Annotated in this window: 29 protein-coding genes and 1 pseudogene; 12 read left to right on the top strand and 18 right to left on the bottom strand. The window is 74.7% G+C overall.

Annotated features, from left to right (window positions below; translation table 11 throughout):
- Positions 1–94: 94 nt before the first annotated feature.
- From ABD358_RS04055 to ABD358_RS04040, 4 genes are all read left to right on the top strand, one after another.
- On the top strand, positions 95–637 hold the full coding sequence (locus ABD358_RS04055) for a GNAT family N-acetyltransferase (RefSeq protein ID WP_344629408.1): 543 nt from the start codon (positions 95–97) through the stop codon (positions 635–637).
- 84 nt (positions 638–721) lie between these two features.
- A complete protein-coding gene (locus ABD358_RS04050; RefSeq protein WP_344629407.1) occupies positions 722–1,684 on the top strand; it encodes a LysR family transcriptional regulator in 963 nt (320 codons plus the stop codon).
- A 110-nt stretch (positions 1,685–1,794) separates the two neighbouring features.
- A complete protein-coding gene (locus ABD358_RS04045) occupies positions 1,795–2,319 on the top strand; it encodes a hypothetical protein (RefSeq protein WP_344629406.1) in 525 nt (174 codons plus the stop codon).
- Positions 2,320–2,459: 140 nt separating this feature from the next.
- On the top strand, positions 2,460–3,026 hold the full coding sequence (locus tag ABD358_RS04040) for a hypothetical protein (protein ID WP_344629405.1): 567 nt from the start codon (positions 2,460–2,462) through the stop codon (positions 3,024–3,026).
- Positions 3,027–3,046: 20 nt separating this feature from the next.
- Here ABD358_RS04040 and ABD358_RS04035 read toward each other — a convergent pair whose 3' ends face one another.
- Positions 3,047–3,313: a hypothetical protein gene (locus tag ABD358_RS04035; RefSeq protein WP_344629404.1), complete on the bottom strand. Its 267-nt coding sequence runs from the start codon at positions 3,311–3,313 to the stop codon at positions 3,047–3,049.
- On the bottom strand, positions 3,298–3,540 hold the full coding sequence (locus ABD358_RS04030; protein ID WP_344629403.1) for a hypothetical protein: 243 nt from the start codon (positions 3,538–3,540) through the stop codon (positions 3,298–3,300). The genes ABD358_RS04035 and ABD358_RS04030 overlap by 16 nt, the downstream gene beginning before the upstream one ends.
- Positions 3,541–3,798: 258 nt before the next feature.
- On the opposite strand from ABD358_RS04030, the gene ABD358_RS04025 reads away from it, so the two are divergent.
- Complete coding sequence (locus ABD358_RS04025; protein WP_344629402.1) at positions 3,799–4,362, top strand: NADPH-dependent FMN reductase; 564 nt, start codon at positions 3,799–3,801, stop codon at positions 4,360–4,362.
- Positions 4,363–4,421: 59 nt separating this feature from the next.
- Here the strand turns inward: ABD358_RS04025 and ABD358_RS04020 are convergent, their stop codons facing one another.
- The gene (locus tag ABD358_RS04020; protein ID WP_344629401.1) at positions 4,422–4,841 is read right to left on the bottom strand and encodes an ankyrin repeat domain-containing protein; all 420 of its coding nucleotides are present in this window, start codon (positions 4,839–4,841) and stop codon (positions 4,422–4,424) included.
- Positions 4,842–5,005: 164 nt separating this feature from the next.
- Here ABD358_RS04020 and ABD358_RS04015 point away from each other — a divergent pair, with 164 nt between their 5' ends.
- The gene (locus tag ABD358_RS04015) at positions 5,006–6,226 is read left to right on the top strand and encodes a sensor histidine kinase (protein ID WP_344629400.1); all 1,221 of its coding nucleotides are present in this window, start codon (positions 5,006–5,008) and stop codon (positions 6,224–6,226) included.
- 49 nt (positions 6,227–6,275) lie between these two features.
- Here ABD358_RS04015 and ABD358_RS04010 read toward each other — a convergent pair whose 3' ends face one another.
- On the bottom strand, positions 6,276–7,538 hold the full coding sequence (locus ABD358_RS04010) for a PP2C family protein-serine/threonine phosphatase (protein ID WP_344629399.1): 1,263 nt from the start codon (positions 7,536–7,538) through the stop codon (positions 6,276–6,278).
- A gap of 374 nt (positions 7,539–7,912) precedes the next feature.
- Here ABD358_RS04010 and ABD358_RS04005 point away from each other — a divergent pair, with 374 nt between their 5' ends.
- From ABD358_RS04005 to ABD358_RS28380, 4 genes and pseudogenes are all read left to right on the top strand, one after another.
- Positions 7,913–8,614: a response regulator gene (locus ABD358_RS04005; RefSeq protein ID WP_344629398.1), complete on the top strand. Its 702-nt coding sequence runs from the start codon at positions 7,913–7,915 to the stop codon at positions 8,612–8,614.
- Positions 8,615–8,778: 164 nt separating this feature from the next.
- Complete coding sequence (locus ABD358_RS04000) at positions 8,779–10,110, top strand: cytochrome ubiquinol oxidase subunit I (RefSeq protein ID WP_344629397.1); 1,332 nt, start codon at positions 8,779–8,781, stop codon at positions 10,108–10,110.
- Between the two features lie 64 nt (positions 10,111–10,174).
- Positions 10,175–10,951 carry a cytochrome d ubiquinol oxidase subunit II gene (locus tag ABD358_RS03995; protein ID WP_344629396.1) on the top strand — a complete coding sequence of 259 codons (777 nt, stop codon included), beginning with the start codon at positions 10,175–10,177 and terminating at the stop codon, positions 10,949–10,951.
- Between the two features lie 67 nt (positions 10,952–11,018).
- A pseudogene (locus ABD358_RS28380) lies at positions 11,019–11,207 on the top strand (DUF5957 family protein); the annotation flags it as partial.
- Positions 11,208–11,257: 50 nt separating this feature from the next.
- On the opposite strand, the gene ABD358_RS03990 reads toward ABD358_RS28380, so the two are convergent.
- The 3 genes from ABD358_RS03990 to ABD358_RS03980 are packed head-to-tail and all read right to left on the bottom strand — an operon-like array spanning position 11,258 to position 14,270.
- Complete coding sequence (locus ABD358_RS03990) at positions 11,258–12,520, bottom strand: GNAT family N-acetyltransferase (protein ID WP_344629395.1); 1,263 nt, start codon at positions 12,518–12,520, stop codon at positions 11,258–11,260.
- Between the two features lie 24 nt (positions 12,521–12,544).
- Entirely contained in the window at positions 12,545–13,531 is a 987-nt protein-coding gene (locus ABD358_RS03985) for an asparaginase (RefSeq protein ID WP_344629394.1), read from the bottom strand.
- Between the two features lie 46 nt (positions 13,532–13,577).
- Complete coding sequence (locus ABD358_RS03980; protein ID WP_344629393.1) at positions 13,578–14,270, bottom strand: RsiG family protein; 693 nt, start codon at positions 14,268–14,270, stop codon at positions 13,578–13,580.
- A gap of 173 nt (positions 14,271–14,443) precedes the next feature.
- On the opposite strand from ABD358_RS03980, the gene dtd reads away from it, so the two are divergent.
- The gene (dtd, locus tag ABD358_RS03975) at positions 14,444–14,869 is read left to right on the top strand and encodes a D-aminoacyl-tRNA deacylase (protein ID WP_344629392.1); all 426 of its coding nucleotides are present in this window, start codon (positions 14,444–14,446) and stop codon (positions 14,867–14,869) included.
- Positions 14,870–14,956: 87 nt separating this feature from the next.
- Here the strand turns inward: dtd and ygfZ are convergent, their stop codons facing one another.
- The 6 genes from ygfZ to ABD358_RS03945 form a co-directional block, all read right to left on the bottom strand.
- The gene (gene ygfZ / locus ABD358_RS03970) at positions 14,957–15,928 is read right to left on the bottom strand and encodes a CAF17-like 4Fe-4S cluster assembly/insertion protein YgfZ (RefSeq protein ID WP_344629391.1); all 972 of its coding nucleotides are present in this window, start codon (positions 15,926–15,928) and stop codon (positions 14,957–14,959) included.
- 9 nt (positions 15,929–15,937) lie between these two features.
- On the bottom strand, positions 15,938–16,465 hold the full coding sequence (locus ABD358_RS03965; RefSeq protein ID WP_344629390.1) for a Fur family transcriptional regulator: 528 nt from the start codon (positions 16,463–16,465) through the stop codon (positions 15,938–15,940).
- A 73-nt stretch (positions 16,466–16,538) separates the two neighbouring features.
- Positions 16,539–17,102, bottom strand: a complete 564-nt coding sequence (locus tag ABD358_RS03960) for a heme-binding beta-barrel domain-containing protein (RefSeq protein ID WP_344629389.1) — start codon at positions 17,100–17,102, stop codon at positions 16,539–16,541.
- Between the two features lie 291 nt (positions 17,103–17,393).
- A complete protein-coding gene (locus ABD358_RS03955) occupies positions 17,394–18,371 on the bottom strand; it encodes a hypothetical protein (protein ID WP_344629388.1) in 978 nt (325 codons plus the stop codon).
- Positions 18,368–19,192 (bottom strand): hypothetical protein, encoded by an 825-nt coding sequence (locus tag ABD358_RS03950; RefSeq protein WP_344629387.1) that lies wholly within the window; start codon positions 19,190–19,192, stop codon positions 18,368–18,370. Before ABD358_RS03950 ends, ABD358_RS03955 begins: the two co-directional genes overlap by 4 nt.
- Positions 19,189–20,028, bottom strand: a complete 840-nt coding sequence (locus ABD358_RS03945) for a hypothetical protein (protein WP_344629386.1) — start codon at positions 20,026–20,028, stop codon at positions 19,189–19,191. Before ABD358_RS03945 ends, ABD358_RS03950 begins: the two co-directional genes overlap by 4 nt.
- 105 nt (positions 20,029–20,133) lie before the next feature.
- Between ABD358_RS03945 and ABD358_RS03940 the strand changes: the two genes are divergently transcribed.
- The gene (locus tag ABD358_RS03940) at positions 20,134–20,505 is read left to right on the top strand and encodes a DsrE family protein (RefSeq protein WP_344629385.1); all 372 of its coding nucleotides are present in this window, start codon (positions 20,134–20,136) and stop codon (positions 20,503–20,505) included.
- 157 nt (positions 20,506–20,662) lie between these two features.
- Here the strand turns inward: ABD358_RS03940 and ABD358_RS03935 are convergent, their stop codons facing one another.
- The 5 genes from ABD358_RS03935 to ABD358_RS03915 all read right to left on the bottom strand — a co-directional run bounded on the left by ABD358_RS03935 (position 20,663) and on the right by ABD358_RS03915 (position 24,465).
- Complete coding sequence (locus ABD358_RS03935) at positions 20,663–20,950, bottom strand: DUF1416 domain-containing protein (protein ID WP_344629384.1); 288 nt, start codon at positions 20,948–20,950, stop codon at positions 20,663–20,665.
- A 57-nt stretch (positions 20,951–21,007) separates the two neighbouring features.
- Complete coding sequence (locus ABD358_RS03930; RefSeq protein ID WP_344629383.1) at positions 21,008–21,850, bottom strand: sulfurtransferase; 843 nt, start codon at positions 21,848–21,850, stop codon at positions 21,008–21,010.
- A 455-nt stretch (positions 21,851–22,305) separates the two neighbouring features.
- Entirely contained in the window at positions 22,306–22,992 is a 687-nt protein-coding gene (locus ABD358_RS03925; RefSeq protein ID WP_344629382.1) for an LmeA family phospholipid-binding protein, read from the bottom strand.
- Between the two features lie 121 nt (positions 22,993–23,113).
- Complete coding sequence (locus ABD358_RS03920; RefSeq protein WP_344629381.1) at positions 23,114–24,202, bottom strand: hypothetical protein; 1,089 nt, start codon at positions 24,200–24,202, stop codon at positions 23,114–23,116.
- Entirely contained in the window at positions 24,199–24,465 is a 267-nt protein-coding gene (locus tag ABD358_RS03915) for a MoaD/ThiS family protein (protein WP_344629380.1), read from the bottom strand. The genes ABD358_RS03920 and ABD358_RS03915 overlap by 4 nt, the downstream gene beginning before the upstream one ends.
- Between the last annotated feature and the right edge of the window lie 11 nt (positions 24,466–24,476).

Below are 24,476 nucleotides of genomic sequence, written 5' to 3'. Positions count from 1 at the left end.
CACGGGACGGACCGCCGGATTCCCCCGTATGGGACGCCCGTTCGGGGTGGGCGGCCGTTGGTTCGGGGGCGGGCGCGCGGGGCATGGTGCCCCCATGGAGACCGTGATTCCCGACCTCGTCGCCCTGCGCCCCCTGGACGGGGAGCTGCTGCCCGCGCTGCTGGCCGCGGCCGTCGCCGGGGCCGACCCCCACGAGGTGATGCCGCAGGCTGGCGACGACGGGCCCGCCGGGTGGACGGATGCGCGCCGGGAGGCGTTCCTGCGGTTCCACCGGTCGCGTTCGCTGGGCCCGGGCGCCGCGGAGGACGTGTACGCCGTCGTCGTGGCGGAGACGGACGGGACGGGGCAGGCGGTGGAGACGGTGGTGGGGGCGGCCCGGCTGGCGCCGGGACCGGAGCCGGACACGGTCGAGGCGGGGCTGTGGCTCGGGCGTTCCCACCGCGGCCGGGGGGTGGGCACGTCGGTGTTCGCCCGGCTCGTCGACGCGGCCCGCGAGGGCGGCGCGGACCGCCTGTTCGCCCGGACGAGTTCGGCCAACGCCGCCACCCGGCGCATGCTCACGGCGGCGGGCGCCGACCTGGAGAGGCACGGGGACGGGACGGTCACGGCGTGGCTTCCCCTGCGCCGGCCGGCCTGACGCCGTGGGCCCGCACCGCCGGCGCACCGGCCGCCGTTCCGCGGCTCCCGCGCCCGGCCCATCCGGAACCTAGAATCGCCGGCTGTGGAACTCCGGCAGTTGCGGTACCTGGTCGCCGTGGTGGAGGAGGGCGGCTTCACCCGTGCCGCCGCGCGGCTCCACGTCGCCCAGCCGGGGGTGAGCGCGCAGATCCGCCAGTTGGAGAAGGAGCTGGGGCAGCCGCTGCTGGACCGCTCCGGCCGGTCGGTGCGCCTGACGGAGGCGGGCGAGGCGGTGCTGCCGTACGCGCGGGCCGCGCTCGCCGCCGCCGACGGGATGCGGCACGTGGTGGAGGAGTACACCGGGCTGCTGCGCGGGCGCGTCACGGTCGGGCTGTTCTCCGCGGCGGCCACGCACGACCTGGACGTGGTCTCGGTGCTGGCCGACTTCCACGACGACCATCCGCACGTCGAGATCACCCTCACCGAGGACGTCTCGGGCCGGATGCTCACCGCCCTCCACCGCGGCGAACTGGACGTCGCGGTGGTCGGGCTGACGGGCGGTGAGCCGCCGCCGGGCATCTCGCTCCAGGTGGTGATCGACGAGCCGCTGGTCGCCGCCGTCCCCCCGGACGACCCGCTCGCCTTCCGCGCGGACCGTACGAGCGTCGCGCTGGCCGCCCTCCGCGACCGGACGCTGATCAGCCTCCCGCGCGGCACCGGGCTGCGGGGCGTCCTCGACCGGGCCTTCGCCGAGGCCGGGGCCCGTCCCCGCGTCGGCTTCGAGGCCGCCGCGCCCCACGTCCTGGCCCAACTCGCCGTGCGCGGCCTGGGCGTGGCCGTACTGCCGGCGTCGTCGGCGGCCGAGCACGCGGACCGGCTGCGGGTGCTGGAGATCGTCCGGCCCCGGCTGCGCGGCCGGATCGCCCTGGCCTGGCGCACGGACGGCCCGTCGGCGCCGGCCGCGCGGGCGTTCCTGGGACGGCTGCGCAAGGCGCTGCCCGAGGCCGTCCGGCAGCCGCCCGCGGATCCCGGGGAGACGCCGGGGCCGGCCGCCCCGGCGCACTAGGTCCGGCACGGCGGGACGGGAACCGCCGCGCCGGCCCGGACTGTCCGGTCCTTCCGAGGAAGGTTCCCGCGGCCGGGCCCGGCCGCGGGGAGAGACACGGGAGGAGCCCCATGCCGTACGGCCCCACGTCCGGGATCGCCGATCCCCTCTTCGGCGAGATCCACGTCCGGGTCGATCCCGGGGCGGGGAGGGTGGAGGTCGGCGGCCCGGCGGTCCCCCCTGTCGTCGTCCGGCGGACCCGGGGGGCGGGGCGGAGGAGCCGCACCGCCGTCGGGACCCGCCGCGCCGGGCGTCTGGCCATGACCGTCGACGGCGAGGACGTCCGGGTCGTACCGGGCCGGGGGTGGGGCCTGCGGCGCTGCCACGGGGTGCGCGTCGTGCACCGGGGGAGCCGGTACCGGCTGACGCCGGGTTACCTCCCCCGCGGGAGGTCGCGGCTGACGAGGGACGGGCGGCGCCTCGGCCGCTTCCGCTCCGACGGCCGGGCGGCGCCGGCGGAGTGGAGCGGCGGCGCGCCGGTGACGGCCCGGGACGCCGCCGTCGGGTACGCGCTGGCCGCCGCCTTCGGCCGGCGGAGGAAGTCCTGGCTGTGGGACGCGGCCGAGGTGGTCCTCGACGGGCTGTCCTCCGGCTGAGTCCCGCCCGGGCCCCGAGTCCCGGACGCCGGCCCTTCGGGCGGGAGGGCCGTCTCCGGCAACGCGGCGGCCGTCCTGTGCGTCGAAGTGGGCGACAGGGCGATCGAGTACGCCGACTCCCGCACCCGAAAGGTTCGTCGATGACGCACGGCGCCGCACCCGCCCCCTCCGGGGACACCCGGCCCGACGGCCCCCGCTCCGGGGAGACGCACGCCGAGGACACCCGCTTCGGCGGGATCACCGTGCGGCTGGACACCGGGGCCGGAACGCTGGAGGTCGAGGGGCGGGCCGTCCCCCGGGTCGCCCTCCGCCGGAAGCCCGGTGGGGAGGTGGCCGGCCACGTGCCCATCGGCACCCGGGACGGGACCCGTCTCACCCTGACCGTGGACGGCGAGACCGTTCCCGTCGTCCCCGGGAAGGGCCGTCTCCTGCGCCGCTCCTACGCGGTGGACGTGACCTGCCGGGGAGCCCGCTACCGCCTGGTGCCGGACTCCCTGGACGGCAGCCGGCTGCTGAAGGACGGCCGCCGGCTGGGGAGACTCTCGTCGGACGGCGACGGGATCGTGCTGGCAGAGTGGCGCGAGGGGGCCGAGGTGGAGGCCGTGGACGCCGCGCTCGGATATGCCCTGGCCGCCGCCTTCGGCACGGGCGGGCAGCCCTGGTGGATGATGGCGGCGGACCTCGTCGGCATCCTGATCCCCGGCTGACCGGTCCCGTCCGGCGCCGTTCACGGCAGGTCGCGGCGGCTGCGGGCGTTGGCGGCGGCGAGACGGGCGCTGAGCTGCTCGCGCGGGGTGAGAGGCCGGACCTCGTCCGGCCTGGCGTCCCACTCCCGCCCGCCGCCCAGCGGACGCAGCCAGACCCGCCCGGGGTGGACGTCCATCACCTCCCCCACCCGGCCGTCCCGCAGGTCCCGGGCCACCGAACCGATCTCGACGGGGAGGAGCGCCTCACGCCGCTCCCCGGTCCCTTCCGCGGTCACCGCGCCGCCCATGCCCGCAGCGCGGCCACGGCGCTCTCCGGCAGTTCGGCGAGCGGCACGGTCGGCACGAAGGCCGGGGCGGCCGGGGCGCGTCCGGGCGCCGCCGTCCACCAGAACCCCCTGTCACCGAGGCCGACCAGGATCTGCGCCGCCGAGCGGACGCCCGCGTCCCTGGTGGCGCGGGCGAAGTCCTCGCTGTCGGCGAAGACCGCCGACGGTTGCTGCGTTCGGGATTCCATCGTGCTCCGTACTCCGGGACGCCCCTCCAACGGACGTCTATCACTGTGTGTATCCAGATCGTCGCTGTCCGACGCCATGTCGGGCGGGGTTTTCGCGGCGACTCCGGGCGGGCTCACGCGGAAGGACGGCGCGCGGGGCGCGGACGGGGACGGAGGGAGGGCCTTTCCGGCGTGCCCGTCCCCGCACTTGACCTCAAGTCGGCTTGAACCTCTAGCTTCTCGGTCGTACCTCCGGAACCGAGTGGACGGGAGACCGTGATGACTTCAGCGACGACCTCTGTGCAGCAGGACCAGTACCGCCTCGCCGTGATCTTCGGAAGCGTGCGCGAGGGGCGCTTCGTCACCACCGTCGGCGAGTGGTTCGTCCGGCGGGCCGAGCGGCGCGACGACGTGAAGCTCGACGTGATCGACCTCGCGCGGCCGGACGGGGACGGACGCGGGCTCGGGGAGCGGATCGAGGCCGCCGACGCCGTCGTGGTCGTGGTCCCCGAGTACAACCACAGCTTCCCCGGGGAGCTGAAGGTGGCGATCGACTCCCTCAGGGCGCAGTGGCGCGCCAAACCGGTGGGCTTCGTGTCGTACGGCGGGAGGGGCGGCGGACTGCGGGCCGTGGAGCAGTTGCGCCTGGTCTTCGCGGAACTGCACGCGCCCACCGTCCGGGAGGTGGTCAGCTTCCACGACGCGTGGGCGGCGTTCGGACCCGACGGGGAACCCCTGGACGCGGACGCCGCCGCCGACGCCGCGACCGCGCTCCTGGACCGGCTCGCGTGGTGGGCGCCGGCCCTGCGGCGGGCCCGGGAGAACGCGCCGTACCCGGAGTGAGCAGGCGCCCTGGCGGGAAGCGGCCGGGCGGCGCGGGGGGCGCGCCGCCCGGCCGGCCGTCACCCGGCGCCGAGCAGCTTCAGCAGCGAGTCCCTGCCGAACATCCGGGCCGTGTCGACGGCGGAGGGGTTTCCGGCGTTCGGGTCGGCGCCCGCCTCCAGCAGCAGCCGCACCATCTCCTCCTCGTCCTTGAAGACCGCTCCCGCCAGGGGGCTCTGGCCGCGGTCGTTGATCCGGTCGGGGTCGGCGCCGCGGTCGAGGAGGGCCCGCACGGTGGGGGTGCGGCCGTAGTAGGCGGCGAGCATCAGCAGCGAATCGCCCTTGTCGTTGGTCAGGTTGACCGGAACGCCCGCGTCCACGTACGCGGCGAGGGTGTCCGTGTCACCGTCCCGGGCGAGGTCGAAGACCTTGGCCGCGAGCTGGAGCACTTCCGGGTCGTGTGCGGGCTCCTCGCTCGCGGGGGTGGGGGCGTCGGACATCGGGTGCCTCCTCGTTTCGTCTCGCCACTGGCCGCCTTCAGCCTACGTATGCCCGGTGCCGCGCCGATGCTGCCGCGCTCTCGGCCGGCCGGCGGCGTCCCGTCCGGCGGCGTCCGGTCCGGCGGGGGACGCGGTCGGACGCGGCCCTCCGTACGCTTCCTCCCATGCGACTGCCCGACGTCCGCCGTCCCGCCCCGCTGCCGGCCGTCGCGGTCGTGCTGGTCCTGGCCGGGTTCAACGCGTACCGGATGACCCGGATCGACCGGCCGTGGACGAGCGAGGTCCTCGACTGGGCGCTGATCGCCGTCTGCTGCGGGGCGCTGTACTGGCGGCGCAGGCAGCCGGTGGCGGTGGCGGTGGCCGTTCTGCTGGCGGCGGGGCTCTACTACCCGGCCGGCCCGTACGACAGCCCGCTGCCGATGATCGCCTACGCCGTCGCCCTCTACACCGTGGCCGCCGAGGGGCGGTTCGCGGCGGCCGTCACGCTCGCCGTCCTGACCATGCTGGCCGTCGGGTACGGGGAGCTGGCGCCCCGGCCGGGCGAGGAGCGGCATGTGGACGACGCCGCGATGGTGCTGCTCACCGGCTGGCTGTTCGGTGTGGTCGCCTTCGGGCACGCCCAGCGCAACCGGCAGGCGTACCTGCGGGAGGTCGAGCAGCGGGCGGTCGCCGCGGAGCGGGAGAAGGAGGTGCGGGCGCGGCAGTCCGCGACGGAGGAGCGGCTGCGGATCGCCCGCGAGCTGCACGACGCGGTCGGCCACAGCCTGTCGATGATCAACGTGCAGTCCGGCGCCGCGCTGCACCGGCACGCCCGGCACCCGGAGGACACCGAGGGGCTGGTGGCCGCGCTGGAGGCCGTCCGCGCCGGGAGCAAGGACGCCCTGCGTGAACTCCGCGCCACGCTGGGGGTGCTGCGGCAGGCGGACGAGGGGGCGGCGCCCACCGTGCCCGCGCCCGGCCTGGAGGAGGTGCGGGAACTGGTGGAGAGGGCGCGCGCCACCGGGCTCGACGTGCGGCTGGCGGTGGAGGGGCCGCGTGGCCGGCCGGTGCCGCGGCGGGTCGGCCAGGCCGCGTACCGGATCGTGCAGGAGTCCCTGACGAACGTGGCCCGCCACGCGGACGCGCGGCGGGCGGTCGTCACGGTCCGGTGCGAGGGCGACGGCGTCCGGGTGCGGATCGAGGACGACGGGCGCGGCGCTCCGGAGGAGGGCGGGGGACCGGACGCGGGCAGCGGCATCACCGGAATGGCGGAACGGGCCCGGGCGCTGGGCGGCGAGCTGACGGCGGGGAACGTCCGGGGGGACGGGGAGGGCGGCGGGTCCGGCCGGGGGCCGGTGAGGGGGTTCCGTGTGGAGGCCCGGCTGCCGCTCGACGGCGGGGCATGACGGGCGCGGCGCCCCGGGGAGCGGGGAGACGGGAGGCCGGTGACGGGCCTCAGAGCCGGATGACCACCAGGGCGACGTCGTCGGGGTTGCCGTCGTTCATCCCCTGGTCCTCCAGGAGGTTGTCGGCGATCTCCTCGGGGTCGAGGTCGCTGTGCCGGGCCAGGCTCTCGGCGAGCCGCTCCAGCCCGGCGTCGATCGCCTCCCTGCGGCGCTCGACGAGCCCGTCGGTGTAGAGGATGAGGACCGAGCCGGGGGTGTAGGTGGTGATCGCCTGCGGCCGGTGCGAGGGCCTGCTCCGGGCGGCCAGGGGGACGTCGGTGGCCTGGTCCAGGTACTCGACGCGCTTGTCGGGGTGGCACAGCATCGGCGGCAGGTGTCCCGCGCTGCTGTAGGTGAGGGTGCGCGTGTGGGTGTCGATGTCGATCTTGACGGTGGTGGTGGCCAGCGCGCCGTCCAGCGAGCGGGCGTACAGGTCGAGGCCGTACAGGGCCTGGGCCGGCCCGTCGGCCACCCGCATGGAGGCGCTGAGGGCGCTGCGGAGCTGGCCCATCACGCTGGCGGCCTCCAGGCCCCGGCCGACGACGTCGCCCACGGCGACGGCGAAGCGGTCCTCGCTGAGGTTGATCAGGTCGTACCAGTCCCCGCACACGTTCAGCGACCCCGCGGCCGGCCGGTAGCGGACGGCCGCGTGGCGGTGCTTGAGCGGCATGTGGGTGGGGAGCATGGCCTTCTGGAGGGTGAGGGCCACCTGGTGCTCGCGGGCGTGGGCCCGCCGCAGCCGCTCGTTGTGCTCGTACAGCTCCCGCGCGCGGGCGTAGAGCTCGGCCTCGGCGATCTCCCGGCCGCTCATCGGGTCCAGGGGAGGACCGGCGACGGCGCCGGTCCGGGCGAGGCTGTCGCGGACGTAGGCCGTGGCGTCCTCGACGCGGTTGATGATCAGGACCACCGAGCCGTCCGGGCCGAGGACGGGGGTGTTGAGGGGGCTCCAGTACCGCTCCTGGTACTCCCCGTCCGTGCCGGGCACGGGGATGTCGTACCGCTGGAGGAGCATGGTGTCCGGCTTGCCGGTGTCGAGGACGCGCTGGAAGGAGGCGCGGAGGTTCCTGGCCCCGTCGGCCTCGGGGTCGTTCGGGTTCTCGGGGAAGACCTCGAACAGGGGGCGGCCGACCACTTCCTCCCGGGTGCGCCCGGCGATCTCCAGGTACGCCCGGTTGGCCGCGGTGATGACCAGGTCGGGGGTGAGCACCGACAGAGGGGTGGGGATGGCGTCGAACAGAGCCGCGTAGTCGATGCCGCGGTTCTCCTCGGACATGCTCCCTCCCCTCGTGCGCTGTCGTTCCGGGCCGGTCTCCTCTGCGGTGGGATGTGCCCGGTGGTATGTCTCGAACACTACCCTCTGCCCGGCCCGGGCAACGGATCGCGTGTGATCCACCGGCCGCAGAGACGGCATCCTCGCACAGGTGCGCATTCCTTGTGCGGCGGAACGGGGAAGATCACACACGCCGTCGACGGTTTGGTCCGTTTTACGCGTCCGACGTGCGCTTCGTTCACCCGCGCACTGTCCGGAAGCTTGCATTCCGAGGCGGCGCCGGTGTAACCGCCCCCGCTCCGGGGCGCACGGGGAGAATCCTCCGGCGGGGCCTCCGCCGGACCCTCCGGCGGGGCCGGGCGGCATAGGCTCGTGCCATGGCCGATCACCCATCCGGAGACAGCGGCGGGCGGGGAGTGCGCGTCCTCCTCGCCGACGACCAGACCCTCGTCCGGGCCGGGTTCCGGACGATCCTCGACGGCGAGGACGACATCGAGGTCGTGGGGGAGGCCGGGGACGGCCTGCGCGCCGTCGAGCTGGCGCGCTGCCTGCGGCCCGACGTGGTGCTGATGGACATCCGCATGCCGGAGCTGGACGGTCTGGAGGCCACCCGGCGGATCGTCTCCGACGAGCGGCTCGACCGGGTCCGGGTGGTCATCCTGACCACCTTCGACGTGGACGACTACGTCTACGGCGCGCTGCGCTCGGGCGCCTCCGGCTTCCTGCTCAAGGACACCGAGCCGATGGAGCTGCTGCACGCCGTCCGCGTGGTGGCGCGCGGCGACGCGCTGATCGCCCCGGCGGTGACCCGCCGGCTGATCGCGGAGTTCGCCGGGCGGGCGAGGAAGCCCGACCCCTCGCCCCGGCTCAACGCACTCACCGAGCGGGAGCGGGAGGTCATGGCGCTGGTGGGCGAGGGGCTGACCAACGACGAGATCGCGCGGCGGCTGGTGCTCAGTCCGGCCACCGCCAAGACGCACGTCAGTCGCGTGATGACCAAACTCGGCGCGCGGGACCGGGCGCAGCTGGTGATCCTCGCCTACGAGTCGGGGATGGTCAGGCCCGGCTGGCTGGACTGACGCGCCTGGAACCGGGGGAGGGACCCCCGGTCCCCCAAGGGGCGCGCGGCTCCGGCCCGCAACCCGCGTCGTACGTCTCCGCGTTCGGCCGCAACCCGGGTGGTACCGCGGTTGTCCACCACGGGCCGACGTGCGGGGCCGGGCCGTGGCCCGATGGTGGGGGCGTGGACGGTTCCGAAGCACTCGACCTCGCCCGGTGGCAGTTCGCCCTCACAGCCGCCGCGCACTTCCTGTTCGTCTCCCTGACGCTGGGCCTGGCGACGTTCGTCACCGCCGTCCAGACGTGGGCGGTGCTGCGCCGCGGGAGCGGGCAGAGCGCTCCGTACGCGCGCATGGTGCGCTTCTGGGGGCAGCTCTACGTCGTCAACTACGCCGTGGGGATCGTCACCGGCATCGTGATGGAGTTCCAGTTCGGGCTGGCGTGGAGCGGGCTCGGGCACTACGCGGGGAACGTCTTCGGCGCCTCGCTGGCGATGGAGACGGTCGTCGCGTTCTTCGTGGAGTCCACCTTCCTGGGACTGTGGATCTTCGGCTGGAACCGCTTCGGCCCCCGCGTCCACTGCGCCCTGCTGTGGGTGGTCACCGGCACCGCGTACCTGTCGGCGTACTGGATCCTGGTCGCCAACGGCTTCCTCAACCATCCCGTCGGCCACACCGGGACCGGCCACGGCATCGAACTGACCGACGCCGGAGCCGTCCTGACCAACCCCAGCGCGCTGCTCGCCTTCGGGCACATCGCGGGCGGGGCGGCGGTGACGGCGGCGTTCTTCGTGGCCGGCGTCAGCGCCTACCACCTCTTCCGGTACCGCGGCACCGGCGGTGACGGCGGTGACGGCGGTGACGGCGCGGCCCTGTTCCGGCGGTCGCTGCGGATCGCGGCCTTCGCCTCGCCGCCCGCGCTGCTGGTCACGGCGGCCTTCGGCGGCATCCAGTTCTCCGCCCTCGCGTCCTTCCAGCCGATGAAGGACGCCGTCTGGAAGGCGGAGGCGGCCGAGATCGCCCGGCTCCAGGCCGACCTGGCGGAGCGGTTCGGCCCCGGCGACTACGTGCCCTCCGAGGCGCTGACGCGCGGCGCCGCGATGCTGATGCTCCTGGCGTTCGCGCTGATGTTCCACGTCTCCCTCGGCTCGGCCCTGCTGGCCCTCTTCCGCCCGGCCGTGGAACGCTTCCGCGCCTGGCACCTGCTGCTGATGGCGGTGGTGCCGCTGCCCTACGTCGCGATGACCGCCGGCTGGGTGTTCCGGGAGGCGGGACGGCAGCCCTGGGTGGTCTACGGGCTGCTGCGGACCGAGGACGCCCTCTCGGACGTGTCGGCCGGCGCGATGCGGGTCTCGCTCGCCGTCTTCGGCACCCTCTTCGCGCTGCTCCTGGCCGTCAACTGGTGGCTGCTGCTGCGCACCGCCCGCCGCGGGCCGGAGGACGTCGCGCTCGGGCGGGACGAGCGGGCGCCGGACGGCGAACCGTCCCCCGGACCGGACCCCGTCCCCTCCTACTGACCCGCGCCGACGCCCACCGAACCGAACCGACCCCTGCCGACCCGCATCCGACCGGAGCGCGCCCGTGGAAACCCTCGCCGCGGCCCTGCTGGGCCTCTTCACCGCCGGATACCTCGTGCTCGGCGGCGCCGACCTCGGCGTCGGCATGCTCCTGCCCCGCCTGGGGCGCGACGGGAGCGAACGGCGGCTCGTGCTGGCCGCCATCGCGCCGTTCTTCCTCGGCAACGAGGTGTGGCTGGTCGCCGCCGCCGGGGTGTTCATCGGCTGCTTCCCGGCGCTGGAGGGGGACCTGTTCAGCGGGCAGTTCGCCGTCCTGGTCGCACTGCTGACCGGCTGGATCGTGCGCGACGCGGGCCTGTGGTGGCGCGGACGCGCGGCCCACCGCGCCTGGCACGCCCTCTGCGACGGCATGGTCACCGCGGGGAGCTGGGCCGCCGCCCTCTCCTGGGGATGGCTGCTGGCCGGAGTGCTGACCGGCGACCCCGCCGAACCGGCCGGCGGCCCCGCCGCCGCGCTCACCGCCCTGGGCGTGACCGCCCTCTTCGCCGCCCACGGAGTGGCCTTCGCCGCGCTGCGGCTGACGGGCCCCCCGTACGAGCGCGCCCGGCGGCACACGGGACGCACCGGCGGCCCGGGGACCTTCACGCTCACCTCCGCGGCCATGGCCGCCCTGCCGCTCGCCGCCGGCGCCCGGCTGCCCCTGGCCGACACCGCCGCGCAGGGCCCGGTGCTGGGCCTGCTGGTCCCGGCACTGCTGGCCGTCACACCGCTGCTGCTGGCCGCCCAGGTGTGGCTGTGGTGGACCTTCCGGGGCCGGGTCACCGGCCCCTCCTACCTGTGAACCCGCCCAAAGGCCCGGCGGCCTCTCCCGTCCGGGCCCCCTCGCGACCTCTGGAGGTGGGATTCCCGTGGAACACCTGCTCGCCGCGCTCGGCGGCATCGCCTGCGGCATCGTCTGCTGCTTCGTCCCCGGCGAGCTGCTCGCCGCGGCCATCGGCGTCACGGCCGAGGTCGTCCCCGACACGCCGATGCCCTTCGCGCTCGGACTGACGCCCTTCCACCTGGCGGCGGCCGGAGCGGTCGCCGGCCCGTACCTGCTCCACCGGAGGCGGGGCGGCACCCGGTGGGACACCGACACCGGGGGGCGTCAGAACTCGTCCGGGCACCAGGGGCGGCGGGCCGTGCGCAGCAGGACGTCCGCCAGGGCCGCCGCGCCCGGCCGCTCCTCGGCCAGCCGCCCCAGCGCCCGCAGCCGCGAGGCCGACTCGTCGCCCAGGTACAGCGAGCCCAGCGCGTCCACCCCCATCGCCAGGTCGGCGGAGCGCGTGGTGGGCGAGCAGCTCGCGCCCTCGGGGGAGGCGTCCAGCAGGAAGCGTCCGCCCGCCAGGCCCATCGGATCGCGCAGGTCCAGCACCAGGGAGGCGGAGACCGGGTAGGAGCGGGCCTCCAGCAGCGCCGGGACGTCCAGGGGACGCAGCCACAGGAAGTCCGTGTGGGTGCGGATCCGGGCGGCGCGCGCGTCCGGCAGGAGCTGCGGGAGCAGGTCGTCGGGGGCGCGGCCGCCGGTGTGGACGGTGGCGACCCAGTCGACGGACAGCAGGTGGTGCCACAGGTCCCGCTCGGCCTCGGGCGTGGCGGCGATCAGGTCGCGGACGCGGAGGTTCGCGTGCGGCGCGTTGTGCTCCCAGTGCTCGTCCGCCGTGTACGTCGCCAGGCCCTGCACCTGCCCGGAGGCGTCCCGGTGGAGGACGTGGAAGGGCCGCGTCCAGCCGCTGCCGGGCCAGTCGAGCTCACCGGTGTACAGCCTCCACCAGCGCTCGCCGCGGTCGACCATCCCCTGGCGGTCGGGCAGGGCGCGCACCCGCTCGTGGAGGGCGGCCCCCTCGGCGCGCACCTCGGCGCCGTCGGCCAGGTCGATCCGGGCGCCCTCGTCCTCCGGCGCCGGCCGGCGCCGGTCCAGGCCGGCGCGGTGGACGTCCACCTCCCACTCGGTCGTCCAGGCGGCCGGGCCGTAGCCGAAGCGGCCGTAGATCGGGTACTCGGCGGAGTCCAGCGTGGAGCAGACCTCCCCGCGCTCCTTCCCCTCGGCCAGCGCCCGCGTCATCATCCGCGTCAGCAGCCCGCGGCGGCGGTGGGTGGCGGTGACGGTGACGTTGGTGACGGCGCAGGAGGCCACCGAGGCCCCGCCGGGGACGGTGAGGCGCTGCGGCAGGGTGCGGAACGTGGCGACGCAGCGGTCGCCGTCGAACGCCCCCAGGGTGCGGTCCGGGTCGATGCCGCCGCGCCGGACTTCGAACTCCTCCTCACCGACCTCCGAGGAGCGCAGGAACCCCGCTCCCAGGGCCCGCACCCACCGCGGGTAGTCGTCGTCCTCGGTCAGCGGCCGGATGTCGGGGTCGTCATGGCGCATGGGAGCACGCTAGGCCGGGCGGGGTCAGAACGTCGCCCGGATTTCCCCCACCCTCTCGCCGCCGCCCAGCAGCGGGGCGTCGGCGATCCGCGCCAGGACGGGGGAGTCCACGCCCATCCGCTCCAGCGCGCGGGCCAGGACCGGGCCGAGCGCCCGCTGCCCGCCGTCCTCGATCTTGAACGCCAGGGCGCGGCCGTCGGGCAGCGCCACCGCCTGGACGGCCTCGGCGCCCATCTTCGCCAGGGCGCCGGGCACCTCGCGCATCAGCCACGTGTCGGCGCGGCGGGTGCCCGCGACGTACTCGGGATGGGCGCGCATGGCGTCCGCGACCCGGCGCTCGGGGGTGCCCGGCTCCGCCAGCACGCAGGAGCGGAAGGCGCGGGCCAGGCCGGTGAGGGAGAGGGCGAACAGCGGCGCGCCGCAGCCGTCGGTGCCGGTGTGGGCGACGGGCTCGCCCGCGGCGGCCTCGACGCTCTCGCGGGCCAGCACCTGGAGGGGGTGGCCGGGGTCGAGGTAGCCGTCGCGCGGCCAGCCGTTCGCGGCGCAGGCGGCGAGCATCGCGGTGTGCTTGCCCGAGCAGTTCATCGCCACCCGGGACGGCCGCGCGCCGGCCGCCAGGCACCGGTCGTGCTCCTCGCGGTCCAGCGGCATGTCGGGCGGGCAGCCCAGCTCGTCCTCGGTCAGGCCGTACTCGGCGAGCATCGTCCTCACCAGCTCCTGGTGGAACGTTTCGCCGGAGTGGCTGGCCGCCGCCAGCGCCAGACGCTCGCCCGACAGCTCCAGCCCGGCGCGGAGCACGGCCGCGGCCTGCATCGGCTTGTTGCAGGAACGGGGGAAGACCGGCCCGGACACGTCGCCCAGCGACCACTCCACACCGCCGTCCCGGCCGAGCACCACCAGCGAGCCGCGGTGCCGGCCCTCGGTGAAACCGGAGCGGACGACCTCGGCGAGGACCGGGGGCGCGGCGTCGGCGGACGTGCCGGACGAGGCGGCGGACATGAGGGTGGTCATGGAGGCGGCCTTCCCTGGGTGTAGGGGGGACGACCGCCGCCCGGGGTCAGGGGAGCAGGTCGTCCACGCGTGCTTCGCCTTCACGGTACCTGCGGGCGATCTCCGTGCTGCATCCGTTCGCCGTCTCCTGGAGGGCCCTGCGGCGCCGGGAGATCTGGTGCTCGTACTGGCCCAACCGCGCCATGGCGGCGTGCAGTTCGGCGTCGGTGCGGGCGGTGAGGTCGGAGAGCTCGACCTCGGCGAGCATCCCCTCGGCGAGCCTCCGGTACTCCTCGCTGCGCGGTGTGCGAAGCGTCACATGGCGGGCGGACCGGGAGGGTCCTCCTCCGGGGGCGGGGCCGTCGGCGAGGATCTCCGCGAGCCGGTCGACGATGGGGACGTCCGCGGCGCTGCGGCGGGCCAGTTCGGCGCGGAGGATGTCGATCCGGCCCTGGAGCAGCCGCCGCACATAGCTGAGGTCCGCCTCCTCCTGCTGCGCCTGGCGGCGCAGTTCGCGCAGCTGGGGCAGCCGCAGGCCGGTCAGCTCCGGCGGCTCGGTGTCGCGCAGGACCGCCGGGAGCGCGCCGTACGGGGACGGCTGCCCGGCCTGCCCGGCCTGCCCGGACCGTGCGGGCGGTACGGGCTGTGCGGGAGGCGCGGGGGGTGCGTCCCGCGTCTCGGGTGTGTCCGTCCCGGAGGGCTGTGCCGTACGGGCGGTGGGAACGGTTCCGGGCGTCCGCCCGGTTCCGGCAGCGCTCATGTTCGTGTGCCCCTCATCCCCTCTGTGCCGTGGCTTGCGGTGGAACGCCACGGTCCGTCACGGATGCGCCGCATCGGCCACCGTGCGCACCGCGCTGTACGCATCGTGCCACTGCGGGCACCCTCCGTGCAGCGGGGGCCACCCGTCCGGCGGGGCAGGGCATGATGGTCCGCATGCGTGCTGTGGTGCAGAGGGCGAACGGGGCGAAGGTCACCGTGGACGGGGAGACCGTCGGCGAGATCGTGGGCGAGGGCCTGTGCGTCCTGGTCGGCGTCACCCACGACGACACCCCGGAGAAGGCCGACAGGCTCGCGCGCAAACTGTGGAGCCTGCGGGTCCTGGAGGGCGAGAAGTCCTGCTCGGACACCGGTGCGCCGCTGCTGGTCGTCAGCCAGTTCACCCTCTACGGGGACGCCCGCAAGGGCCGCCGTCCCACCTGGAACGCCGCCGCGCCCGGCCCGGTCGCCGAGCCCCTGGTGGACGAGGTGTGCGCCCGGCTGCGGGCGCTGGGCGCACATGTGGAGACGGGCCGGTTCGGGGCGAAGATGGAGGTCTCGCTCACCAACGACGGCCCGTTCACGGTGCTGCTGGAGGTGTGAGGCCGCCCGGCCCGCCGCGGAACCCGCCGCCCGTGAACTCCCGGGCGGGGACGGCGCGTTCGCGGCGGCGGCCCCGCGGCCCGGCGCCTACGGCTCGACGACGACCTCCTGGGCCGCCGCCGTGTCGCCCGCCAGCAGGGGCGCGTCCACCGGGACGTTCCGCTTCACCAGGGCCAGGGCGATCGGGCCCAGTTCGTGGTGGCGGGCGGAGGTGGTGACGAAGCCGAGCTGCCGTCCCTCGGGGCCGTCCGCGGCCAGCCGGACGGGCGTGCCGTGGCCGGGCAGGTGCACCTCGCTGCCGTCCAGGTGGAGGAAGACCAGCCGGCGCGGCGGCTTCCCCAGGTTGTGGACGCGCGCCACCGTCTCCTGACCGCGGTAGCAGCCCTTGTTCAGGTGGACGGCCGTGCCGATCCAGCCCACCTCGTGGGGGATCGTCCGGTGGTCGGTCTCCAGGCCCAGCCGCGGGCGGTGGGCCTCCACGCGCAGCGCCTCCAGGGCCAGCGCGCCGATCACCGGGCCGTGGGCGGCGGCGAAGGACTCCAGCTCGCCGCGCGGCAGGAACACGTCCCGCCCGTAGGGCGTCTCACGGACGACGGTGCCCTCCGGGACCTCGGCGATGGAGCCCGCCGGGAGGTGGACCACGGCGTACTCGGCCGTCGCGTCCCTCACCTCGACCCGGTAGAAGAACTTCATGCTCTCCAGGTACGAGATCAGCGCGTCCTGGGCGCCCGGCTCGGTGTGGATCCAGACGGTGGAGCCGTCGTCGACGAGGTAGAGCGCGTGCTCGACGTGGCCGTTCGGGGAGAGGATCAGCGCCTCCGTGGCGCGGCCGGGCTCCAGTTCGCTCACGTGCTGGGTGAGCAGCAGGTGGAGCCAGCTCAGCCGGTCCTCGCCGGAGACGGTGACCACGCCGCGGTGCGAGAGGTCCACCAGTCCGCCGCCGTCCGCGAGCGTGCGCTGCTCGCGGAAGAGGTCGCCGTAGTGGGCGGCGACGCCTTCGTCCGGCCCTTCGGCGGGGACGGCACCGGGGAGCGACAGCAGAGGGCTCTTGTACGACATGCGACCAGCCTACGGCTCCGTGCCGGCCGCGCTCCCGCCCGTGCCGCCGGAGCCCTCCTCGTCGGCGGCGTGCCCGCCGTTCCGGCCGCTCCCGGCGTTCCCGCCGTCTCCGCCGGAGCGCTCGGCCGCGCAGCTCTGGCACCGGCCGAAGATCGCGAAGTGCTTCATGTCGGTGTCGAACCCGAACTTCTCCCGCAGCCGGTCGGTGAAGTCGGCGGCCAGCGACATGTCGGCCTCGATCACCTTCGTGCAGTCCCGGCACACCAGGTGCATGTGGTCGTGCCGGTCGGCCAGGTGGTAGGTGGGAGCGCCGTGGCCCAGATGGGCGTGGCTGACCAGCCCCAGCTCCTCCAGCAGCTCCAGCGTGCGGTAGACGGTGGAGATGTTCACGCTCCCCGCCGTGCGCCGCACCTCGGCGAGGATGTCCTCCGGAGTGGAGTGCTCCAGCTTGTCCACGGCCTCCAGCACGAGCTGGCGCTGCGGCGTCAGCCGGTATCCGCGTCTGCGTAGGTCGCTCTGCCAGTCGGTGCTCACCACACGGCCAGTGTAGGAGGACGCCGCCGGGGAGGGGCCGGTGACGGGACGCGCCGGAGCGGCCCGCCGTCCGGGGTCACTTGAAGAAGGCGATCCCGTCGTCCGGGAGGTCCTTCAGGTCCTTCGCCCACTCGCTGGGGTCGACGACCTTCTTCAGGTGGGCCGACATGTACGGGCGCAGCGGAGTGGTGGGGGTGGCGAGCTCGCCCACCCACATCAGGTCGCCCTTGACGTAGCCGTACAGGCGCTTGCCGCCGGAGTACTCCCCGGCGGAGGCGAGCCGGGCGACGGCGTCCGTGGCCAGGTCGATCTGGGGCTTCTTCTCGGCCATCTCGCCGTACCAGACCTCGGCGATGCCGCGGTCGCGGATCATGACGACCTCGACCTTGCGGTCCTTGTCGATCCGCCAGTAGCCGGTCTCGGTCTCCAGCGGGCGGACCTTCTCGCCCTTGGAGTCCAGCTCCCAGCTGTGGGAGACGTACTCCAGGAAGTTCCGGCCGTCGTGGCTGAAGGTGACCTCCTGCCCGAAGTTGCACTGCTCGCGTCCGGGGAAGTCGGCGACGCCGGCGCCCGTCCAGTTGCCGAGGAGGAACGCGAGGGGCACGAGGTCCGGGTGGAGGTCGGACGGGATCTCGATCATGGGGTGCTCAGACGATCTGTCGAGGGCGTGACGGACGGGAGGGCGGTCTGCGGGACGGATCAGCGCTGGCCCTGGTACAGCTTCTTCACGGTCAGCCCCATGAACGCCAGGACGCCGACGCAGACCAGGACCAGCAGGGCGGTGAAGAATGCCTCAAGCACGGGAGCGCTCCTCGCTTCGCACGGACGAACGGGCCGGTGGGCGGCCCGCCGACGAGTCTAGTCGTCCCGCGGCGGGGCGGTGCTGTGAGGTGCGCCGCCCCGCCGCGGGACCCCGGCCGGTGGCGGGGGCTCAGCCCAGGAGCTGGGCCTGGAGGATCACCGTCTGCCGGAACGGCACCGCCGGGGCCGTGCCCTTCCGGGACTGGACGACCAGGGCGACGGTGTCCCCGGCCAGCAGGTAGGCGTGGCGGGTGTGGGTGTCGCCGCGCGGCTTCTTCTCGTCGTAGGCGTACACGAAGACGTTCTCCGGGCGGGCGTCGCTCGGCCAGTCCGCGTCGAGTTCCGACTCCGGGGCCTCGACGAGCGGCGTTCCGGGGACGATCCCCTGGTGCAGGTTCTGGACGTGGAAGTCGTCGGCGACGGCGCCGGTGTTGAACCGCAGCAGGTGGACGCTGGTGCGGGTGCCGTCCGGCATCGTCCAGCCGCGGGCGGCGATGTGCCGCACGGCGTCGTCCACCAGCCGCTGCCGAAGCTTCTCGCCGTCCTCCTCGCCGTAGAGCCCGGTGTAGTCCTCGACCGGGACCCAGCCGCCCTTCAGCGCGGGCAGCCCCTTGTCCTCCTCGGCGCCCTCCGGGGCCGGGATCAGCAGGTCCCGCAGGTCGGCGTGGTGGACCTGGGCCCGGTTGCCCGGTGCGAACGGGCGCGGGGAGCCCGAGGGGAGGGCGGGAAGGGAGAGTTCCGGGTACTTCCAGCGCCCGTCGCTCTCGGTGGCCAGGCCCGGCACCTCGTGGCGCTCCAGCCGGGTGATGCCGTACGCGGTGCCCGCGCAGAACACGCCGAAGGCGGCCACGGCGGCCGTCCACCTCCCGGCGGCCCGCAGGAGGGGGGAGGAGGGGCGGCGCGGCGCCCGGAGCGGTGCGGGGGCCGCGGCCGTCCCCGCCTCGGCGGTCTCCGCCGGAGGCGCCGCAGGTGCCGGGACCTCCGGAGGCGCCGGGTGTTCCGGTGCCTGCGGCGCCTCCGGGGCCTGCGGCGTCGCCCGGGTCTCCGGGGTCCGCGGGGCGGAGTCGTCCCGGGTCCGCCCCGGCTCGTCGGTCACGGACTCGGTCATATGTACTCCCCCGGGGATTCCAGGTGGTCGAGCTGGTCCTTCAGCAGCGCCGCGGCGGCCTTCTCCGGGAAGGGCTTGACGCCGTCCGCGGAGAAGGAGACCAGCAGCCCGTCCTGGTGGGCCGTGCAGAACATCGACTCCAGCTCGGACTCGCCGTCCTCGGGCGGCAGGAAGCACCGGGCGTTCCCGTGCCCCTTGATCCTCGGCCCGTCGCGGAACACCGACAGCGCCTCCAGCAGTTCGGACCGGAATCCGCTCAGGTCCCGGACGGCCTTCTCGTTCGCCATCCGGGCGATCTGGATCTCGGCGGCGAAGTCGCCGGTGTCCGGGACGTACGAGCGCATCACCACGCCCTGGAGGCGCAGCTTCCCGACCTGCGCGCGGTGCTCCCGCCGCTGCTCGGCGGGCAGCCCCCGGACGCTCTCCTCCATCAGGGCCTGGGCCTGCCGGCCGCTCAGCTCGGCGTCGTTGCCGAACTCCGCGATGTCCGGGCCCAGGGAGAAGCCCTCGGGCACCGGGAGCAGCTTCTTCCGCAGCGCGCTGTCGGAGCGGCCGCGCCCGGGGTCCGGGGCGGGATCGTCGTCCGAGGGCGTCTTCGCCGGCTTCTTCCAGATCCTGGTGGGGGAGGAGCGGTCGGCGTTGTCCGCGGTCGTCTTGGTGTAGGCCAGGCCGCCGCCCACCGCTCCGAGGACCAGCAGGGCGGCCAGGGCCGGGAGGAGGGCGCGGCGGGGCCGGGCCGTTCCGGGACGCGGCTCGCCGTGGGGTCCGGCGGCGGTTCCGTGCCCGGTGCCGTGACCGGTGCTGTTCTCCGGTTCGTTCACAGCCGCTCCAGTTGGCGCTCGGCGAGGGAGCTGATGTACCGCTCGCTGATCGGTTCGCTGTCGTAGACGTGGATGTCCATCGCCACGTCCCCGCGCTGGGCGATGGCCCGGACCTGGTACATGGGCAGGTAGCCCGGTTTGCGCCGGGGCTCGTCGTAGACGTAGTACCGGCCGTTGCCCGACCCCTTCAGGGGCTTGCCGCCGTTGCCCGCGTGGTCGGCCCCGGACATGTACGCCTGCTGCTCCGCCACGAAGCCGGCGGCGGAGCGCTCGCGGTCCTCCCGGAACTGGACGAGGTCGATGCGCACCTCCCGGTACCGGCCCTCCTCCCAGGAGACGGACGCGACGCGGCGCAGCCCCTGCCCCTGGACCAGGGTGGTGAACATGTGGTCGGGGTGCTCGAACTTCGAGGCGTAGGCGGACGGGGAGAGCCAGCCGTCGTCGAGGGCCAGGTCCGGCTCCCGCGCGCCCCTGGGCCTCTTCACGAGCAGCTCGCGCAGGTCGCCGTCCGTCCGCACTCGCCGGTCCTGCCCGGCGGTGAGCGGTTCGGGCTCCTTCCCCTTCGGCAGCGGCTTGTCCGGGTACGACAGTTCGGCCTGGGACAGCGGGGGCAGCGGGGTGGGGGCGCGGTCGGCCTGCACGGTGTAGCCGACGGCGGTGCCGGCGACGGTGCCGAGCAGCGCCGCGCAGGCGATCAGCGGGGCGGTACGGCCGCGGCGGCGCGCCGGGGCGCCGGGTCCGTCCTGCGGCCCGTCCTGCGATGGGCCCTGCGGGAGGTCCCGCGGTGGGGGCGGGGGCCCGGAGGACTCCGCCGGGGGAGGCGGGAAGGCGGACATGGTGATCTCCTCACACTTCTTGTCTGTTCGCTGACAAGTCAGGAGACCGGAAGGTTGTGCCCCCGCCGATCACGATCGGATTGCGGCCGGACTACCGTGGTCGGCATGGCAGCCGATTCGAAGAAGCTCGTGATCAAGGTGACGGCCGGGGCGGACGCGCCCGAGCGGTGCTCGCAGGCCTTCACGGTGGCCGCGGTGGCCGTGGCCAGCGGGGTGGAGGTCTCGCTCTGGCTGACCGGGGAGTCGGCGTGGTTCGCGCTGCCCGGCCGGGCGGCGGAGTTCGAGCTGCCGCACTCCGCGCCGCTGCCGGAGCTGCTGGAGGGCATCCTGGCGGGCGGGCGGATCACCCTGTGCACCCAGTGCGCGGCCCGGCGCGGCATCGGGGAGAAGGACGTGATCGAGGGGGTGCGCATCGCCGGGGCGCAGGTCTTCGTCAGCGAGGCCATGGGCGAGGGCGTGCAGGCGCTCGTCTACTGACCGCTCCCGCACGGCGGGACGGCGGCACGGGCAGGCCCGGCGGACGGGTACGGCGGACAAGCGCGGAGGCCGCGCCCGACGGTGTCCAACCCTCGGGGGCGCGGCCTCCGCACGTCCGCGGCGGCGGCCCGTTCCGGCGGGCCGCCGCCGTACCGCGTCACAAGGCGATGGCGACCTCCGTCAGACCGCCCTTCTGGGCGACGACGGTGCGGTCCGCCTTGCCGCCGGGCACCAGGGCGCGCACGGTCCAGGTGCCCTCGGCCGCGTAGAAGCGGAACTGGCCGGTGGCGGAGGTCGGGACCTCCGCGGTGAACTCGCCGTTGCTGTCCAGCAGACGGACGTACCCGGTGACGGGCTCGCCGTCGCGGGTCACCTGGCCCTGGATCGTCGTCTCGCCGGGCCTGATGGTGGAGGCGTCAGGGCCGCCTGCCTGGGCTCCGCACATGTCTGGGTGCTCTTCCTTCTCTGACGGGAAGTGGAGGAGTGGGACGGGAGGGCCGGCTCAGTTGTCGCCGGGGCCGAGCTCGATCGGCACGCCCACCAGCGAGCCGTACTCGGTCCAGGAGCCGTCGTAGTTCTTGACGTTCTCCTGGCCCAGCAGCTCGCGGAGCACGAACCAGGTGAGCGAGGAGCGCTCGCCGATGCGGCACAGGGCGATGGTGTCCTTGGAGAAGTCGACGCCCGACTCCTCGTAGAGGGCCTTCAGCTCCTCGTCCGACTTGAAGGTGCCGTCGTCGTTGGCGTTCTTCGACCAGGGGATGTTGCGGGAGGTCGGGATGTGGCCGGGGCGCTGCGACTGCTCCTGCGGGAGGTGGGCCGGGGCGAGCAGCTTGCCGCTGAACTCGTCGGGGGAGCGGACGTCCACCAGGTTCTTCTTGCCGATCGCGTCGAGGACCTCGTCGCGGAAGGCGCGGATGGAGGTGTCCTGCTCCTTGGCCTTGTACTCGGTCTTCGGGCGGGACGGGACCTCGGTGACCAGCTCGCGGGCGTCCAGCTCCCACTTCTTGCGGCCGCCGTCGAGGAGCTTCACGTCCTGGTGGCCGTAGAGCTTGAAGTACCAGTAGGCGTAGGCCGCGAACCAGTTGTTGTTGCCGCCGTAGAGGACGACGGTGTCGTCGTTGGCGATGCCCTTCTCCGACAGCAGCTTCTCGAAGCCGGCACGGTCGACGAAGTCGCGGCGCACCGGGTCCTGGAGCTCGTTCTTCCAGTCGATCCGGACGGCGTTCCTGATGTGGTTCTTCTCGTAGGCCGTGGTGTCCTCGTCGACCTCGACGATGACCACCTTGGGGTCGTCGATGTGGGCCTCGACCCAGTCGGCGTCCACCAGGACGTCACTGCGGCTCATGTCTCTCCTCCGGAGGGCGGTTCAGGGTGTGCGGTGGATGTGCGCGCGGCGTCGCCGGGCGCCGGCGGGCACGCACGGCGCTGTACGTCGCGGAGCGGAACAGCGGAACGGTGCGCGGCTGCGGTCAGGGCTTCGGAGGCACCGGGTCAGCCGTCAGAGGACGGCGCGACAGAGCATGGCGGCGACGCGGCACAGGTCGACTGTCCGTCGCTTGGTGAGATCCGCCTGTCGCATCATGGGTCCGATCGTAGGGAGGGAGGGCCCGGCGTGTCACCGTCGTTCCGCATCGCAAGACGACACGGTCCGTACGCTGAGACGGTGGCCAAAGGCCCCCGACGCGGCCCCTGGTGCGCGCCGGGACGCCTTCGGAGGCGCTTCGAGGCGTGGACGGGCCCGTCTCGCCTGCCGGACGGCCGGGAATCGGGGGCCGGCCGCGTGCCGCCCGGCCGGACCGGTCACCCGATCAGTTCGACGCCCGTACCCGCCAGGCGCAGCACGACGCCCTTCTCGTCGACCTCGACCTTCTCCAGCTCCAGCCCCGCGGGGAGGCCCGTGATCTCCAGCTCCCGGTCTATCTGCCCCCGGGCGACGTCCTCCGCCACGGGGATCTCGGGGAGGTCCTCGGCGTGGAGCGCGACGGTGGTCCCGTTCCGGACGCTCACCGTGCTGTGGACGGTGAGCTGCGCGATGGCGATGTCCACGTCGACCTTCACCTGGTTCTTCGCCGCCCGCTCCGGGCCGGCGTACTCGACGGTGGCGCCCTTCGCCCCGGCCGCGGTCAGGTCCGCGTAGCTGATCCGGGCGCTGCCGGTGGCCCGGTCGGCGACGGCGGAGGAGAACCCGCTCCCCAGCCGTACGCCCTCCAGCTCGACGTCCACCTCGCTGACCTCGACGTCCCGGCCGCCCACCTGGACGGTCAGACCGTTCAGCGTGGCGTCGACCGAGTCCAGCTCCTTGCCCAGCACCTGGGTGAGGAACGGGAAGCCGTGGATCTCCACGGAGGGCTGCTCGTCCAGCCCCTTGGCACTCTTGATCTTCGCGGCGGCCTCGTCCTCGGCGAGGCCGACCGCGAGCCGGTCGGCGCCGACGAACAGGCCCCCCAGGAGGACCAGAAGGATCAGGAGTGTCCGTAGTGCGCGCATCGTGGTGGTCCCCCCAGGGTGGCCGGGTCGATCAGACCGATCGGAATGATCGGTAAATGACAGACGCTGACGGAAGCCGGTCGAGTTCCGGCGAGCCTAGCGCGCGGGGGCCGGAACAGGTCTAGGCCAGTGCCCTGCCCAGCAGGTACACCGCCGGAACGGCGGCCGTCAGCGGCAGGGCCACGCCCGCCGTCATGTGGACGAAGCGGGAGGGGAAGTCGTAGCTGGCCACCCGCAGGCCGATCAGCGCGCACACCCCGGCGGCCAGCCCCAGCACCGCCCCCGGGGCGCCCAGGGAGGTGAACTCCCCGGCCCCGATGCCCGCGCCCGCACCGGCCAGCAGCGCGGCGCAGAGGGAGACCGGACCCGGCAGCGGAAGCGCCCGGGCGAGCGTCGCGGCGGCCACGGCGAGGGCCCCGGCCGTCACCGCGTCGGGCTCGGCGGCCAGGTGCCCGGCGGCGAGCACGGCGAGCGCGGTGGAGGCCACCCCGGCGGTCAGGGCGTACAGCCGCTCGTCGGGGGAGCTGTGGTTGCGCAGCTGGAGGGTGAGGACCAGGACGGTCCAGACGCCGAGCGTGCCGACGAGGGCCGCGGGGGCGTGCTCGGCGCCGGCCGTCAGCAGCGCGATGTCGGCGGTGACGCCGCCGAGGAACGCCAGCGCGATGCCCTGCCGCGCCGGCCACATCCCGTTGAGCCGGTACCAGCCCGCCGCGGTGACGGCCTGGAGCAGTACCACGGCCACGGTCGTCACCGGGCGCGGGAACTGGGCGCCGGCCGCGAGCAGCACGGCGAGGACGGCGGTGAGGGCGGCGGGCAGCAGGCCCGGCGCGATGATCGGGTCGCCGGTGCGGTGCGCGGCGGGGGAGGGGGCCCCTGCCGCCGGGGCCGGCGCGGTGGCCGCCGCCGTCGCGGCGGCCCCGACGGCCGGACCGCTCGGCTCCGGCGGCAGGGGCCCGGGGCCGGGGTACTGCGGAGGCAGGGAGGCGGCGCCCCGGCGGACGTCCTGGGGGACGCCCTGGGAGGCGGAGGGGCCGTGGGGAACGCGGTGGCCGTCGGAGCCGCCGGGGACCTGCCCCGGGGCGGGCCGGCCGCCGTACGGGTCGTACGCGCCGTGGTCGTGGGAGCCGTACGCGTCGTACGACTGCTGGGGCGGCAGGGGGTGCTGCGGATACCCCTGGGGGTACTGGTGGGGATACTGCTGGTCGCTCATCGGGAGCCTCCCGCGAAGGGAGGGAGCACCTCGACGGTGCCGCCCTCGGTCAGCCGGACGATGGTGTGGTCACGCCTGCCGACCGGCTCGCCGTCCACCAGGAACGAGCAGCGCGCCAGCACCCGGCCGAACTCCGGCCGGGCGGCGTGCCTGTCGCGCGCCGCGTCGAGAGCCTCGGCGAGCGTATGGGCGTCGTACCGTTCCTCGGTGGTCCCGGCGGCGGCCTTGGCCGCGGCCCAGTAGCGGATCGTGCCGCTCGGCATGGTGGGTTCCC

The organism is Streptomyces glaucosporus (assembly GCF_039533345.1).
Taxonomy (GTDB): domain Bacteria; phylum Actinomycetota; class Actinomycetes; order Streptomycetales; family Streptomycetaceae; genus Streptomyces; species Streptomyces glaucosporus.
This window is presented reverse-complemented; position numbering and strand designations above follow the sequence as displayed.